10 protein-coding genes are annotated in these 15,655 nt (G+C 66.7%); 6 read left to right on the top strand and 4 right to left on the bottom strand.

All coding sequences use genetic code 11. The features are described 5' to 3' along the window. Nucleotides 1–36: 36 nt before the first annotated feature. The 5 genes from ftsZ to ligA all read left to right on the top strand — a co-directional run bounded on the left by ftsZ (nucleotide 37) and on the right by ligA (nucleotide 8,514). Nucleotides 37–1,872 carry a cell division protein FtsZ gene (ftsZ, locus tag ACQR2C_RS02095; RefSeq protein WP_315802122.1) on the top strand — a complete coding sequence of 612 codons (1,836 nt, stop codon included), beginning with the start codon at nucleotides 37–39 and terminating at the stop codon, nucleotides 1,870–1,872. A 345-nt stretch (nucleotides 1,873–2,217) separates the two neighbouring features. Then, the gene (gene lpxC, locus ACQR2C_RS02090) at nucleotides 2,218–3,177 is read left to right on the top strand and encodes a UDP-3-O-acyl-N-acetylglucosamine deacetylase (RefSeq protein WP_315802123.1); all 960 of its coding nucleotides are present in this window, start codon (nucleotides 2,218–2,220) and stop codon (nucleotides 3,175–3,177) included. A 393-nt stretch (nucleotides 3,178–3,570) separates the two neighbouring features. Continuing rightward, nucleotides 3,571–4,461, top strand: a complete 891-nt coding sequence (locus tag ACQR2C_RS02085) for an outer membrane protein assembly factor BamD (RefSeq protein WP_315802124.1) — start codon at nucleotides 3,571–3,573, stop codon at nucleotides 4,459–4,461. Nucleotides 4,462–4,586: 125 nt separating this feature from the next. Then, nucleotides 4,587–6,260: a DNA repair protein RecN gene (recN, locus tag ACQR2C_RS02080; RefSeq protein ID WP_434880318.1), complete on the top strand. Its 1,674-nt coding sequence runs from the start codon at nucleotides 4,587–4,589 to the stop codon at nucleotides 6,258–6,260. 106 nt (nucleotides 6,261–6,366) lie between these two features. Next, nucleotides 6,367–8,514 (top strand): NAD-dependent DNA ligase LigA, encoded by a 2,148-nt coding sequence (gene ligA / locus ACQR2C_RS02075; RefSeq protein WP_434880317.1) that lies wholly within the window; start codon nucleotides 6,367–6,369, stop codon nucleotides 8,512–8,514. Nucleotides 8,515–8,656: 142 nt separating this feature from the next. Here ligA and ACQR2C_RS02070 read toward each other — a convergent pair whose 3' ends face one another. The 3 genes from ACQR2C_RS02070 to ACQR2C_RS02060 form a co-directional block, all read right to left on the bottom strand. Continuing rightward, nucleotides 8,657–9,934, bottom strand: coding sequence for a multidrug effflux MFS transporter (locus ACQR2C_RS02070; RefSeq protein WP_434880316.1), 1,278 nt, complete (start codon nucleotides 9,932–9,934; stop codon nucleotides 8,657–8,659). A gap of 120 nt (nucleotides 9,935–10,054) precedes the next feature. Then, nucleotides 10,055–11,878, bottom strand: a complete 1,824-nt coding sequence (locus ACQR2C_RS02065; protein ID WP_434880315.1) for an aminopeptidase P family protein — start codon at nucleotides 11,876–11,878, stop codon at nucleotides 10,055–10,057. 476 nt (nucleotides 11,879–12,354) lie between these two features. Then, nucleotides 12,355–13,251 (bottom strand): 50S ribosomal protein L11 methyltransferase, encoded by an 897-nt coding sequence (locus ACQR2C_RS02060; RefSeq protein WP_434880314.1) that lies wholly within the window; start codon nucleotides 13,249–13,251, stop codon nucleotides 12,355–12,357. A gap of 267 nt (nucleotides 13,252–13,518) precedes the next feature. Between ACQR2C_RS02060 and ACQR2C_RS02055 the strand changes: the two genes are divergently transcribed. After that, nucleotides 13,519–13,683 carry a Flp family type IVb pilin gene (locus ACQR2C_RS02055; protein ID WP_315802129.1) on the top strand — a complete coding sequence of 55 codons (165 nt, stop codon included), beginning with the start codon at nucleotides 13,519–13,521 and terminating at the stop codon, nucleotides 13,681–13,683. Nucleotides 13,684–13,865: 182 nt separating this feature from the next. On the opposite strand, the gene ACQR2C_RS02050 is transcribed toward ACQR2C_RS02055, so the two are convergent. Beyond that, entirely contained in the window at nucleotides 13,866–15,467 is a 1,602-nt protein-coding gene (locus tag ACQR2C_RS02050) for a phytoene desaturase family protein (RefSeq protein ID WP_434880313.1), read from the bottom strand. Between the last annotated feature and the right edge of the window lie 188 nt (nucleotides 15,468–15,655).

The following is a 15,655-nucleotide window of genomic DNA, read 5'->3' as shown; positions in this document are numbered from 1 at the left end:
GGGGCGAACCCACCCGCGCGTGATCGAGAGGCAATCATGGCACTCACTATTACACCTCCTGATATCCACGAGCTGAAGCCCCGGATCACCGTGTTCGGTGTCGGCGGCGCGGGCGGCAATGCCGTCAACAACATGATCACGGCCGGCCTGCAGGGGGTCGACTTCGTCGTCGCCAATACCGACGCGCAGGCGCTGACCATGTCCAAGGCGCAGCGCATCATTCAGATGGGCACGCAGGTGACCCAGGGCCTCGGCGCCGGCTCGCAGCCGGACGTGGGAGCTGCCGCCGCGCAGGAGGTGATCGACGAGATTCGCGATCATCTCTCGGGCGCCAACATGGTGTTCGTGACCGCCGGCATGGGTGGCGGAACCGGCACCGGTGCAGCCCCGGTCATTGCCAAGACCGCGCGCGAGATGAACATCCTCACGGTGGGCGTCGTCACCAAGCCGTTCCACTTCGAAGGCGCGCGCCGCATGCGCACCGCGGAGTCCGGCATCTCCGAGCTGCACAAGGTCGTCGACACCTTGCTGATCATCCCGAACCAGAACCTGTTCCGGGTCGCCAACGAGAAGACCACCTTCGCCGACGCCTTCGCGATGGCCGACCAGGTGCTGTATTCCGGCGTCGCCTGCATCACCGACCTGATGGTGAAGGAAGGCCTGATCAACCTCGACTTCGCCGACGTTCGCGCCGTGATGCGCGAGATGGGCAAGGCGATGATGGGCACCGGCGAAGCCTCCGGCGACAAGCGCGCGCTGACCGCCGCCGAAGCCGCCATCGCCAACCCGCTGATCGACGATTCCTCGATGAAGGGCGCGCGCGGCCTGTTGATCTCGATCACCGGCGGCAAGGATCTCACGCTGTTCGAGGTCGACGAAGCTGCGACCCGCATCCGCGAGGAGGTCGACCAGGACGCCAACATCATCGTCGGCGCCACCTTCGACGAATCGCTCGACGGGCTGATCCGGGTCTCGGTGGTCGCCACCGGCATCGAGCAGGCGCAGTTCAACCGCGGCGTCACGACGACTGCACAGCCGGCGGCGGCTGTCGCTCCGATTGCCGCCGCCCCGACCGCTGCCGCGGGTCTCCCTGAAAGCCGCCTCGCCGATCTGACTGCGCGCCTGCGCGCCGACAATCAGCGCCTGGCTGAACGCGCCGCCAAGCTCGAGCAGCAGGCGTCGCAGGCTCCGGCCGTCGCCGCGCCCGCGCCGATGGCGCCTGCGCCGCGTCCGGCTCCCAACCTCGAGCGCGACACGCTGGCCGCCGTTGCCGCCGCAATGGCCAGCGAGCCCGCGCCCGCGTCGGCGCCGGTCCAGCCCGCCTCCTATGGCGATGTGACGGTGCGCCCGATCGCGCAGAAGCCGTCGCTGTTCCCGGAACCGGAGGCGCAGCGCGCGGCCCCGATCGAGCCGGCGGCCCCGCCGGAGACGTTCATCCCGCAGGCCGCGGAGCGGGTTCCGTCGCGCGCGCCGCGCATGCCGAAGTTCGAGGACCTGCCGATGCCGGCCCAGGCCGAGATCCGGCAGGCGCGCGGCGACGAGGGCGATGAGCATCCGCAGAAGACCCGGATGTCGCTGCTGCAGCGTCTCGCCAATGTCGGTCTCGGCCGCCGCGACGAGGATGCCGAGCCGCCGCTGCCGGTGCGGACCGCGGGTCCTGCCATGCCGCAGATGCCGCCGCTGCCGGAACGGAAGCCGCAGCGGAACGTTGCTCAGCAGGTTGCGAGCCACGAATCGCCTGTCTCGGAATATGCCCGCCGTCCCGCACCCCAGGGTCTGGACGTCCATGGCCGTCCCGCGCCTGTGTCCCCGGCGCCACAGGGAGACGACCATTTGGATATCCCGGCCTTCCTGCGCCGGCAGGCCACCTGAGAATTGTTACAGCCCTGATGGTGCTGAACAGGCCCGGCTCGCGAGAGCCGGGCCTTTTCCATGGCTGTCCGGGGCTCGTCGATCGCCGTTCAACTAACTGATTTTAAATGATTAATTATTCTTTCGGTGTTTAGATGGGGAACCGGGAGGGTTAAGGCCACGTTCCAGTTTGGTTAAGGGTTGGCGCGAATACGGCAGAGATGGGGTAACAATCCGTAAAGAAGCGTGAGTTGGCGCTCTTTGGGGCTCTCGTTAAGTTCTGCCGTGACTTGGGGATGCCTGAAACTGAGTCGGTTCGCGAGGGGCGGCCGATAAGGGATCAGGCGGGGTCTTGGGCGATCGTCGATGAAATTCAGCCGGCAAACAACGCTTCGTTCGCAAGCCACCGTCACCGGTGTAGGCGTCCACTCTGGCGCGCCTGTCAGCCTGACGATCGGGCCTGCGCCGATCGATGCGGGAATCGTGTTCCTCCGCACCGGCCTCGATGGCGCTGACCGCGAGGTCCAGGCGTCCTTCGGCTCGGTGATCGCCACCGAGTTGGCGACGGTGCTCGGTGACCGCCACGGTGCGCTGGTGTCCACTGCCGAGCATGTGCTCGCCGCGCTGCGCGGCATGGGTGTCGACAACGCCCTGATCGAGGTCGACGGCCCCGAGGTTCCGATCATGGACGGCAGCGCTGCGCCGTTCGTCGCTGCCATCGACCAGGCCGGAATCGTCAATCAGTCGGCCCCGCGGCGCTACCTTCAGGTGCTCAAGCCGGTCCAGGTGACCATGGGCGCCTCCACGGGCGAGCTGCGTCCGAACAGCTCCGGCTTCCGGGTCGAAGCTGAAATCGATTTCACCAACCCCGTGATCGGCCGCCAAGCCTATCATTTCGAACTCAGCCCCGAGCGCTTCCGCCGCGAGATTGCCCGCGCCCGCACCTTCGGCTGCATGAGCGACGTGTCGCGGCTGTGGAGCGCCGGCTTCGCGCTCGGTTCCTCCTTCGACAACACGCTGGTGTTCGACGAGGACCGCCTGCTCAATCCCGAAGGTCTGCGCTACGCCGACGAATGCGCCCGCCACAAAGTGCTGGACGCGATCGGCGATCTGGCGCTGGCCGGCCTGCCGATGCTCGGAACGTATCGTTCGGTCCGTGGCGGTCACAAGCTCAACCATGCGGTGCTGACTGCTCTGATGGCCGATCGCACCGCTTGGCGGATCGTCGAAGGCGAGACCGTGCGTCGTCCCCGCGTGGCCGCGGAGGTCGTCGGCGGCATGGTCGGTGGCATGGTCGCCCCGGCCTACGGCCCGGACGTGTCCTGAGCGGCGTCGTCCCGATCGGCTGATTCCGTCGGCTGACCTAAGCAACGCGCGACATCGCCGGGAGCTTTGCTTTCGGCGTGGTTCAGATTTTTCCGTCTGCTTTTTTGTCAATGTTTGTTGCCGGCCGCGTCCTTCTCAGCGGCTGCACCCTCGGCATTTCGATGTTTTCCAACGGCTTCTTCAGCGGTAACCATGATGCGTGGCGGCAGCCTCGGTGTTGCCTTAATCCGGGCGGATTGGCTTCCTATGCGGTTGGTTGATGAAGTGTTTTCGGCTAGAGAGGCCGGGGCCGCGTGATGCGTGCCACCGGCGGGGCTCTTCCCTCGCGGTCATGAAGCGACCTTCATGGTGCGCGGCGTAGATCAGATCACAGGCATCGGGTTCCAAAGAAGCATGTCGATACAGCGTCTCACGCGCGACCTCCGTCATCCCGCAGCAAGCATCGGCCGGCTTAGGCTCGCCGCATCGCTGATCCTGCTGGCGCTGCCTCTGAGCGGCTGCGGAACGGGCGGACTCTGGGACAAATTCCTGGCCAAGGACGACACCTTCGTCGATGAGCCCGCGGACAAGCTCTACAATGAGGGCTTGTACCTGATGAATGAGAAGAAGGACGTCAAAGGCGCGACCAAGAAGTTCGAGGAGGTCGATCGCCAGCATCCTTATTCCGACTGGGCCCGCAAATCGCTGCTGATGTCGGCTTACGCCTCCTATCAGGCCGGCGACTACGACGGCTGCATCGGCGCCGCCACCCGCTACGTGACCCTGCACCCGGGCAGCCCGGACGCGGCCTATGCGCAGTACCTGATTGCCGCCTCGCATTACGACCAGATCCCGGACATCAGCCGCGACCAGGGCCGCACCGAGAAGGCCATCGCCTCCCTCGAAGAGGTGGTGCGTAAATATCCGACATCCGAATACGCCACCAATGCCAAGGCCAAGCTGGAGGGCGCCCGCGACCAGCTCGCCGGCAAGGAGATGGATGTCGGCCGCTATTACATGCAGAAGCGCGACTACACCGCCGCCATCAACCGCTTCAAGGCTGTCGTGACGCAGTACCAGACCACGCGGCACGTCGAGGAAGCGCTGTATCGCTTGACCGAGGCCTACATGACAATCGGTATCGTCGGCGAAGCGCAGACCGCGGCGGCCGTGCTCGGGCACAATTTCCCCGACAGCAAGTGGTACAAGGACGCCTATAATCTCGTGAAGTCGGGCGGCGTCGAGCCCGAGGAGAACAAGGGCTCCTACATCTCGCGCGCCTTCAAGAAACTCGGCCTGGGCTGAGCGATCGGCCGGATCACTCGTCTGATCTGGCTTTGTTCTATATTCTTGTTTTGTTCTCTTTTTGCTGCTAGCATTGAGTCGTTCGCTCAGGGGCGTTCCGCCCCGTTACGAAGGACTTCGGTTCCATGCTGGCGCGACTGTCGATCCGTGACATCGTCCTGATCGAACGACTCGATCTCGAATTCTCGAATGGACTTGCGGTGCTGACCGGCGAGACCGGAGCCGGCAAGTCGATCCTGCTCGATGCGTTTGCATTGGCTCTCGGCGGCCGCGGCGACGCGAGCCTGGTGCGCCATGGCGCCGACCAGGGGCAGGTCACGGCCGTGTTCGAGATCGGCAAGGATCATCCGGCCGCCAGGATTCTCGCCGCCAACGGCCTGGATGCCGATGGCGAGATGATCCTGCGCCGCGTTCAGTTCGGCGATGGCCGCACCCGCGCCTTCATCAACGACCAGTCGGTCAGCGTGCAGACGCTGAAGGCGATCGGCGCCACACTGGTCGAAATCCACGGCCAGCATGACGAACGTGCGCTGGTCGACGCCGCCACCCACCGCCGGCTGCTGGATGCCTTTGCGGGCCTGGAGAAGGACGTCGCCGCGGTGGAAGCGCTGTGGGCAGCGCGCCGGACTGCGGTCACGGCGCTCGACGAGCATCGGGCGAGCATGGAGCGCGCGGCCCGCGAGGCCGATTATCTGCGGCATGCTTCGGACGAGCTGAAGAAGCTGGCGCCGAAGGAGGGCGAGGAGACGCAGCTCGCCGCCCGCCGCACGGCGATGATGCAGGGCGAGAAGATCGCGGGCGATCTGCGCGACGCGCAGGATGCCGTCAGCGGCAACCAGTCGCCGATCGCCGCGCTAGCCGCGGCGGTCCGCCGGTTGGAGCGCCGCGCGGTCAGCTCGCCCGCGCTGGTCGACCCGGCGGTCAAGGCGATCGATTCGGCGATCAACGCCCTGGAGGAGGCCGATCAGCATCTGACGGTGGCACTCGCGGCCACCGATTTCGATCCGCTGGAGCTGGAGCGCATCGAGGAGCGGTTGTTCGCGCTGCGCGCGGCCGCGCGCAAATATTCGACGCCGGTGGACGGTCTGGCTGCCTTGGCTGCCAAATATGCCGCCGACGTCGTCCTGATCGATGCCGGCGCCGAGCAGCTGAAGAAGCTGGAAGCAGCGGCGGCGGCAGCCGATGGGCGCTATGGCGCCGCGGCTGCCAAGCTGTCGGCAGCGCGGACCAAGTCGGCCGAGAAGCTGAACCGGGCCGTCCTTGCGGAACTCGGCCCGCTCAAGCTCGAGCGGGCCAAGTTCATGACCCAGGTCGACAGCGACGCCGAGGCGCCGGGGCCGGAAGGCATCGACCGTGTCGAGTTCTGGGTTCAGACCAACCCGGGCACGCGGCCGGGCCCGATGATGAAGGTCGCCTCGGGCGGCGAGCTGTCGCGGTTCCTACTGGCGCTCAAGGTCGTGCTGTCCGACCGCGGCTCGGCGCCGACCTTGGTGTTCGACGAGATCGACACCGGCGTCGGCGGCGCGGTCGCCGACGCCATCGGCGCCCGGCTGGCGCGGCTCGCGCACGGGGTTCAGGTTATGGCCGTGACCCACGCGCCGCAGGTCGCGGCCAGGGCGGACCAGCATCTGCTGATCTCCAAGGATGCGCTCGATCGCGGCAAGCGTGTCGTCACCCGGGTCAATACGCTGGCCACCCTGCACCGCCGCGAGGAAATCGCCCGCATGCTGGCCGGCGCCGAGGTCACCGCCGAAGCCCGCGCCGCCGCCGACCGGCTGCTGGAGGCTGCGGCGGCATAGCTGGAAACGGAGCGGCCGAACGCTTTGGCTCCGGCGCGCGCATTGTGTACACCGTCGTCTCGGGACGGCCTCCGGGCCGTCCCGCAATGACGAGCAGATCATACGCATGCCCAAGACAGCAAAACCGAAGCAGCCCGTCGACGTTGCCGATCTCACCAAGGCGCAGGCCAAGGTGGAGTGGAAGCGGCTGGCGCTGGAGCTCGAGACCCACGACAGGCTCTATTATCAGGATGACGCGCCGAAGATCTCGGACGCCGCCTACGACGAGCTGCGTCGCCGCTTCAATGCGATCGAAAAGCGTTTCCCTGAGCTCGTCAGCAGCGAGTCGCCGTCGCAGAAGGTCGGCGCTGCGCCCTCCGGCCGGTTCAAGAAAGTCCGACACGCGGTGCCGATGCTGTCGCTCGACAACGCCTTCGCCGAAGAGGACGTGCGCGACTTCGTCGGCCGCATTGCGCGCTTTCTCAAGCTTGCCGACGATCGTATCGATTTCTCCGCCGAGCCGAAGATCGATGGGCTGTCGATGTCGCTGCGCTACGAGGGCGGCGAACTGGTCACCGCCGCGACCCGCGGTGACGGCGCCGAGGGTGAGGACGTCACCGCCAACATCCGCACCTTGAAGGACGTGCCGCACAGGCTGCACGGCCGCAACCTGCCCGACATCTGCGAGGTCCGCGGCGAGGTCTACATGACCAAGCAGGCCTTCCTCGCGCTCAACGAGCGCCAGAAGGAAGCGGGCGACACCATCTTCGCCAACCCGCGCAATTCCGCCGCCGGCTCGCTGCGGCAAAAGGATCCGACCATCACCGCCTCGCGTCCCCTGGGCTTCTTTGCCTACGCCTGGGGCGAGATGAGCGCGCTGCCGGCGGAGACGCAGAGCGGCATGATCAAATGGTTCGAACGCTGCGGCTTCACGACCAATCCGCTCACGAGGCTCTGCCACTCGGTGGAGGAACTGATCGCGTTCCATCGTCACATCGAGGAGCAGCGCGCCGAGCTCGACTACGACATCGACGGCGTCGTCTACAAGGTCGACCGCATCGACTGGCAGGAGCGGCTCGGCTTCGTCTCGCGCACGCCGCGCTGGGGCATTGCCCACAAGTTTCCGGCCGAGCGCGCCATGACCGTGCTCAAGGACATCGAGATCCAGGTCGGCCGCACCGGCTCGTTCACGCCGGTCGGCAAGCTGGAGCCGGTCGGCGTCGGCGGCGTCATCGTGCAGAATGTGACGCTGCACAATGAGGACTACATCAAGGGCATCGCCAACAAGGGCGAAGTGTTGCGCGAAGGCCGCGACATCCGGATCGGCGACACCGTGGTGATCCAGCGCGCCGGCGACGTCATTCCCCAGGTGGTCGACGTCCTCATCGACAAGCGGCCGAAGCACGCCAAGGAATTCCATTTCCCGAAGACGTGCCCGTGCCCGCTGCATACCGACGTCGTGCGGGAGGAGATCGCGACCGGCGAGGAGGGCTCGCGCGCCCGCTGCACCGGCGAGTTCGCCTGTCCGTTCCAGAAGATCGAGCACCTCAAGCTGTTCGCCTCGCGCCGCGCTTTCGATATCGACGGTCTCGGCGAGAAGCAGATCCAGTTCTTCTTCGACCAGGGCTGGGTCAAGGAGCCCGCCGACATCTTCACGCTGGCCGCGCGCAACGCCAGGCTGAAGCTCGAGGAGGTCGAGGGCTATGGCGAGACCTCGGTGCGCAATCTCTTCAATGCCATCGACGCCCGGCGTGAGATCGCGCTGGAGCGCTTCATCTACGCACTTGGCATGCGCCATGTCGGCGAGACCACGGCGCTGGCGCTCGCGCGCGGCTACGGCTCATGGGATGCGTTCCACGACGCCTGTCTCAAGGTCGCCAGCGGCGACGAGGAGGCGATCGCGGAGATGGATGCGCTCGACCAGATCGGCGACACCGTGATCAAGAGCGTCGCCGCCTATTTCGGCGAGGACCACAATCGCGGCATCGTCGAGCGGCTGACGAAAGAGGTGAAGATCCTCGACGCGGAAAAGCCGAAGCGCAATTCGCCGATCGCGACCAAGACGGTGGTGTTCACCGGCACGCTGGAAAAGATGACGCGCGACGAGGCCAAGGCGACGGCCGAGCGGCTCGGTGCGAAAGTCTCCGGCTCGGTGTCGAAGAAGACGGACTACGTCGTCGCCGGTCCCGGCGCTGGCTCGAAGCTGAAGGACGCACAGAAGCACGGCGTCCAGGTGCTGACCGAGGACGAGTGGCTGCAGTTGATCGGGGAGTAGAGGGTAGCGCTGGTTGCGGCTAACATCGCTGTCATCATCCGCGAAAGCAGATGATCCCGTATTTCAGAGGCGGCTATCGTCGAGCCGGGACGTCCCGGCCCACTGGGGGCCCCGCCTGCGCGGGGCACGACAGCGATCCGTCTCACATCACCCCGGCCTCATCCTCTTCCGCCGTCTCGATCAGCTCCTTCGTCACCTTCATCTGCGTGCGAGGAACCAGAAAGATCATGCTGCAGGCGCAGGCCAGCGACAACATGAGCATCGCCGACGTCAGCGGCAGCGTCGTTGCGTAGTGGCCGCCGAGATAGGCGCCGAGCTGCGACGTCAGCGCGCCCACGCCCATCTGCAGGAACCCCATCGCGCCGGAGGCGGTGCCCGCCGCGCCGGGCCGGACGCTGATGGCGCCGGCTGCGGAGTTCGCCATCACGGCGGCGTTGGCGAACATCAAGAGCATCTGCGTGCCGAACAGCACCGAGGGCACCTGATTGAAGCCGAACAGGCTCCACGTGAAGTTCAGCGCGGCGCTGGTGAGCTGCAGCCCCAGGCCGAACCAGATCAGCCGATCGAGCGAATGGCGCGGCGCGTAGCGCACGCAGAACAGGTTGCCGACGAAATAGGCGAAGCCGGTGGTCGCAAACCACGCGCCATACTCCGCCGAGGAGCGGCCCATCTGCACCTCGACGATATACGGCCCGCCGCCGGCGAAGGCGAAGATGATCTGCGACGCCAGCACCTGGCACAGCATGTAGCCGAGGAAGGCGCGGCTCTTCACCAGCATCGCGACGTCGCGGCGGAAGCTCGCGCCCTCGATGCGGGCAGGGCGGGTCTCCGGCAGCGCCATGGTCACGGCGATCGCAATCACGATCGACAGCGCGGCGACGACATAGAAGATGGCATGCCAGCCGAGCGCGATCTCGATCAGGCCGCCGGTCAGCGGCGACAGCATCTGCGCGATCATCATGACGGCGACGACGAGGCTGATCATCGCCCCGATGCGCTCGCGCGCATAGAGATCGCGGATGATGGCGCGGCTGATCACCATGCCGCTGGCGCCGCCGAGCGCCTGGAAGAAGCGCGCCGCGATCAGCTGGGCCAGGGTGTCGGCGAAGATGCAGCCGACGCTCGCGATGATCGACAGCGCGAGCCCGGCGAGCATCACGGGGCGGCGGCCGAAGCGGTCCGACAGCGGCCCGAGCAGCAGTTGCGAGATCGCAATGCCGGCCATGTAGAACGACACCGTCATCTGCACGACGGAGGCGTCGCGGCCAAAGGTGGTCGCGAGCATCGGCAGCGCCGGCACCAGCAGGTACAGCGAGATCGGCGCCAGCCCGGTCATCACGACCAGCAGGACCAGCACCGTACGCGAGGGAGCCGTGCGCGGCGGCGCCGCCCCCGGCGGTCTGCTGATCATTCCATGCATGGTGCCGCTCAAATCAGGTGGTCGCCCCGACTGTAGCGGCCTTCCATTTCACGGAAATGCCTGTTTCGGCATGCGCCCATGCGGGCAGCGGGACAGTTCGTAGCTGGACCGTACGGATGATTACAGTGGCGCAGTCGCCTGGTCGAGCCAGCGCTGGTCGCTGTCGTCGAGCGCGGCACGGACGGTTTCCCTGACCCGGGCGTGATAGGCATCGAGCCACGCGCGTTCCTCGGCGCTCAGCATGGCGACATCGATCAGGCGGCGGTCGATCGGTGCCAGGGTCAGCGCCTCGAAGCCGTTCATCGGCTTCTCCGCGCCCGCGACGTCCTTGGCCACCACCAGCTCGAGGTTCTCGATGCGGATGCCGAACGCGTCGGTCTTGTAGTAGCCGGGCTCGTTGGACAGGATCATGCCGCGCTTCAGCGGCGTGGTGCCGAGCTTCGAAATCCGCGCGGGTCCCTCGTGCACCGACAGATAGCTGCCGACGCCGTGGCCGGTGCCGTGCTCGAAATCGATGCCGGCCTGCCACAGGAACTGCCGCGCCAGGGTGTCGAGCTGGGCGCCGGTGGTGCCGTCGGGGAAGATCGCGCGCGCGATCGCAAGGTGGCCGCGCAGCACGCGGGTGAAGCGATCGCGCATCTCCTCGGTCGGCGCGCCCACGGCGATCGTGCGGGTGACGTCGGTGGTGCCGTCCTGATATTGCGCGCCGGAATCGATCAGCAGCAGATCGCCCGGCATGATGCGGCGGTTGCTCTTGCGGGTGACGCGATAATGCACGATGGCGCCGTTGGGACCGGTGCCCGAGATGGTCGGGAACGACACATCCTTGAGCGCGCCGGTGTCGCGGCGAAAGCTCTCCAGCGCCTCGACCGCATCGATCTCGGTCAACGAGCCCTTCGGCGCCTCGCGATCGATGAAGGCGAGAAAGCGGGCCAGCGCGACCGCATCGCGCTGATGGGCGCGCCGCGTGCCGTCGATCTCGACCGCATTCTTGGCGGCCTTGAGCAGGCTGACCGGATCGGCGCCGCGCACCGCCTTGCCGCCGGCGCCCTGAATCAGGCGCGTCAGGGCATCGGCGGCCGTGGCGCTGTCGAGCGCGACGGCCGCGCCGGATTGCGCGAGCTCGGACAGGCGCGGTGTCAGCGCGTCCGGCTCCGCCACCTCGGCGCTCTGCTCGAGATGATCGCGCGTCAGGTTCGAGAGCTTGCGGGAATCGATGAAGATCGTCGGGCGTCCGGTCTTCGGCACCAACGCATAGGACAGCGGCAGCGGCGTGTGCGAGACGTCGGCGCCGCGGATGTTGAAGGTCCAGGCGACGTTGTGGGAATCGGACAGGACGAGCGCCTCGACGCCGAGGCGCTCGATCTCCTGGCGGATCCGGCCGAGCTTGTCGGCCTCGCTCTCGCCGGACAATTCCGCGCCGTGGATGGCGACGGCGCCGAGCGGCGGCAGCGGCCGTTCGGTCCAGATGCTGTCGACCGGGTTGCGCTCGACCGGAACCAGCTCCGCGCCGGCCTTGGCGCAGGCGGCGGCCAGTCGTTCGGCCGCGGCCGTTGTATGCAGCCACGGATCGAAGCCGACGCGGTCGCCGCTCTGCAAATGGCGCGTCAGCCAGCTCTCCGGCGGCGGCTCGATCAGTGATTCCACCATCCAGGCCTTGCCGTCGACCTGCTTGCTGGCCTGCAGCGTGTAGCGGCCGTCGACGAAGATCGCGGCCGCCTGCGACAGCACGATCGCAAGGCCGGCCGAGCCGGTGAAGCCGGTCAGCCACGCCAGCCTCTCCTCCGAGGGTGGCACATATTCGTTCTGCTGCTGGTCGGCGCGCGGCACGATGAAGCCGGCAAGCTTGCGTCTGGCCAGCTCTTCGCGGAGCGCGGCGAGCCGCGCGGTCAGTGCCACGCCGGTTTCGGGTTCTTCGAACGTCTGGAACAGAGCTTCGAACATCGGTCTCATACTTTAGAAGTGAATCCTGCCGCGTCGGCGAATACTCCTTCAGCAGACAGTGCAGTGCACGAAGAATCTCCTTGCATTCGCCTGTGCAAAAAGATTTGCTGTCGCATGCCAGTCATCCGAAAGAGGTGCGGCGAGGAAACGTATGGACGTGACGACCACGATCGTAAAGATCATCCACGGTCGCATGATCCGGGGAGTGCCTCAACTCAACGGCGAGGGGATGCACGATGCCTGCTTTTACCTTCGAAAAATTATCGGCGCCCGCGCCGAGCGGACCGGCGTCCGCACCGGCCGAGAAGCCGCGCAGCGCGCTGGCGGATCTCGTCAATCGTCTTGTCGCGCCGCGCGGTCGACGTGCCCCGCGTAATCAGTCCGACTCCACCTCGCAGCAGAGCCAGCCGAAGACGTAATCGCGAACTTGCCGCACCCAGCGTGCAGGTTCGATCCATGCCGTGAGCTGATCCGCCTCACTGCTGCTTCTGCAGCAACAGGCTGCTCCATCCCTCGATTCTCAAATGCCGGATCGGAACCAGGCCGCGGGCACGATAGGCGGCGCGGACGGCGCGTGCTTGCGGGGTCAACAGGCCCGACAGGATCACGAAGGCCCCCGGCGCGAGGTGGCGCTGCATCGGCGCAGCCAGCTGGCGCAGCGGATTGGCCAGGATATTCGCCAGCACCAGGTCGAACGGGCCGGCTTCGGCAAATTCCGCGGCGGCGAAGCCGGTGGCCCGGATCACCTGGACCAGGGGGCCGGCGCCGTTGAGCCGGGCGTTTTCCCGCGCCACCATGACCGAGGGCGCATCAATGTCGCTCGCCAGCACGGACCGGCGCGTTGCCTTGGCGGCGGCAATGGCGAGCACGCCGGTTCCGGTGCCGAGATCCAGCACGCGCCGCGGCGCGCGCGTCTTGAGCACGTGATCGAGCAGCAGCAGGCAGCCCCGGGTGGTGCCGTGATGGCCGGTGCCGAAGGCGAGCGCCGCCTCGATCTCGATCCCGAGCTTGTTGCCGGGCACGCGCTGACGGTCGTGGCTGCCGTGGACCATGAAACGACCGGCCGGGACCGGAACGAGGTCGTCCAGGCTGGCCTTGACCCAGTCCTTGGCCTCGACGACCTCGAACGTCAGGGTCCGGGCCACGTCGGCGCCCGCCGCCCCGCCGACGAGCTCGCGCACCAGCGCCTGGTCGGGCGGATCGGCAAAATGCACCGTGACGTCCCAGCGCCCGTCCGGACGCTCGAACGCCGCAACCGCCGCGTCCCCCTCGAAGAACACTTCGGTCAGGACGTCGACCGCCGGGCGGGCGGTCGCTTCATCGGCAACCGTAAAGCTGGCCTTGTGGGTGGCAGGCGTGGTCGTTGAGGTCATCAAGGTGGATCCTGGCGAGATTTGACGGCGTGGTTAAGGGAATTGCCTGCTAACGCAAGCGATAGGACCGCAATTCTGCCGGATCTGCGCATCCAGCGGTTGTATAATGCCTTTCCTCATCCGAATAAAAGTTGAGGTTCAATTGCAGCGAAGAATCTCTGCAACTTGACCTGGGGGGATTATCCCGACTTTAGGGTCTTGGCCCCTAATGTTCCCGCCATGGGAACCGGATGATCCTCGGTTCCTGGGTTGGGAAACGAGGTTCAGATGAAGTCCATTCTGTCGAAGTTCTTGCGTGATGAATCCGGCGCCACCGCTATCGAATATGGCCTGATCGCAGCCGGCATCTCGCTGGCGATCATCGCCGCCGTCAACGGCCTGGGCAGCTCGCTCAGCAGCAAGTTCGACTCGATCAACACGTCCCTGAAGTAATCCGCCCGCCGCGGCGTTCTCGAAGAACCGGGCCTCAGCGCCCGGTTTTTCTGCTTGAAGCCATATCAACCGCCGGGTCCACAGCATATCCACACGGCCGTGCACTGATTGTTTGGCAGTCGATCCACAGTGCGTCCTCAGCTTGTCCACACGGACGTCCGCCGCCTTTCCACCCCTTATCCTCAGCCGAACAAGGCGCGATGGTCCGCCAGGATCGCCCGGGCCGCATTGTGGCCGGGCGCGCCGGTGACGCCGCCGCCGGGGTGGCTGCCCGAGCCGCAATGGTAGAGCCCCTTCAGCGGCGAGCGATAGTCGGCGTGGCCGAGCATCGGGCGGGCCGAGAACAACTGGTTCAGGGTCAGCGCGCCGTGAAAGATGTCGCCACCGATCAGCCCGAACTGGCGCTCGAGATCGAGCGGTGACAGCACCTGCCGGCCGAGCACGCTGGCGGCAAAGCCCGGCGCATAGCGGTCGACGGTCGCGATCATGAGGTCGGCGACCTCGTCGCGATGATTGTCCCAGGAGCGGCCGTCCGGCAGCTCGGGCGCGACATGCTGGCAAAACAGGCTGGCGACGTGCCGGCCTGCCGGCGCCAGCGTCGGGTCGAGTGTGGACGGGATCAGCAGCTCGACCACGGGATCGCGGCTCCAGCCATCCGCGCGCGCATCGAGATAGGCCTGGTCCATGTAGCCGAGGCTCGGGCCGAGGATGATTCCGGCGGAGAGATGGTCGCCGTCGCCCGGCAGCGCGCTGAACGAGGGCAGCCGGTCGAGCGCCACGTTCATGCGGAACGTGCCCGAACCGCAGCGCCAGTTCCGGATGCGGCTCAGGAACGGCTCGGGCACGGCGCCGGCCGGCACCAGGCGCGTGTAGAGCAGCTTCGGGTTCACGTTGGCGACGACGTGGCGGGCGCGGATGGTGCGGCCATCCTCGAGCACGACGCCGACCGCGCGGTCACGCTCGACGATCACCTCGCGCACGCCGGCCTCGAGCTCGACCAGCGTGCCCAGTTCCTTCAGGCACCCGGCCATCGCCTGCGTGATCGCCCCCATCCCGCCGATCGCATGGCCCCAGACGCCCTTCTTGCCGTTCACCTCGCCGAAGGCGTGATGCAGCATCACATAGGCCGAGCCGGCGGCGTAGGGACTGGCATAGTTGCCGACGATGGCATCGAAGCCGAACAGCGCCTTCACCAGGTCGGTCTCGAAGATCTCGTCGAGCATCTCGCCGGCCGAGCGCGTGAACAGGTCGAGCAGGTCGCGCTGCTGCTCCAGCGACAGCGCGCGCAACGTGTTGGCGGTGCCGAGCGCGTTGAACGCCTCGCGGATCGCCGATAGCCCGAACTGGGCGACCAGGTTCGGCGGCGCCCGCAGCACGAGGCTGCGCAGCACGTCCGCGATCGCCTCGAGCCGGGCCGAGAACGGGCCGATCGCGTCGGCGTCTCGCGGGCTCAGCCGCGCAACCGACGCCAGCGTGCGACCCTCGCCCGTCAGCAGATAGCGACCATCCGGCGAGGGCAGGAAGTTCTGCGTCCGGCGCTCGACGATCTCGAGCCCGTGCTCATGCAGCTTCAGGTCGGAGACGACGCGCGGATTGAGCAGGCTCACCGTGTAGGACGCGACGGAGTTGCGGAAGCCCGGATGAAACTCCTCCGTCACCGCGGCGCCGCCGACCACCTTGCGGCGCTCGACCACATGCACGCGCAGGCCCGCCATGGCGAGATAGGCCGCACAGGTCAGGCCGTTGTGGCCAGCGCCGATGATGATGACGTCGGTTTCATTCATGTCAGCTTCAAAAAGCCCTGTTTAATCACCCGCACCGGGAACCTCGGCTGGTGCTGTCGCGCCGGAAGGCTGCGACGTCAAGGAAAACTCCATTTTGCCTCAGCTCCTCGCCATACCGCCCTGCGATCCGCTATGTCTCGTCTGCTCATCGCGGTCCGGCCTCGGCATCTGATGCCGGCCGCGCTGCT

It is taken from the genome of Bradyrhizobium sp. HKCCYLRH3061, assembly GCF_051168015.1.
Taxonomy (GTDB): Bacteria; Pseudomonadota; Alphaproteobacteria; order Rhizobiales; family Xanthobacteraceae; genus Bradyrhizobium.
The sequence above is the reverse complement of the archived record's forward strand: the minus strand, read 5'-3'. Positions and strand labels throughout refer to the sequence as shown.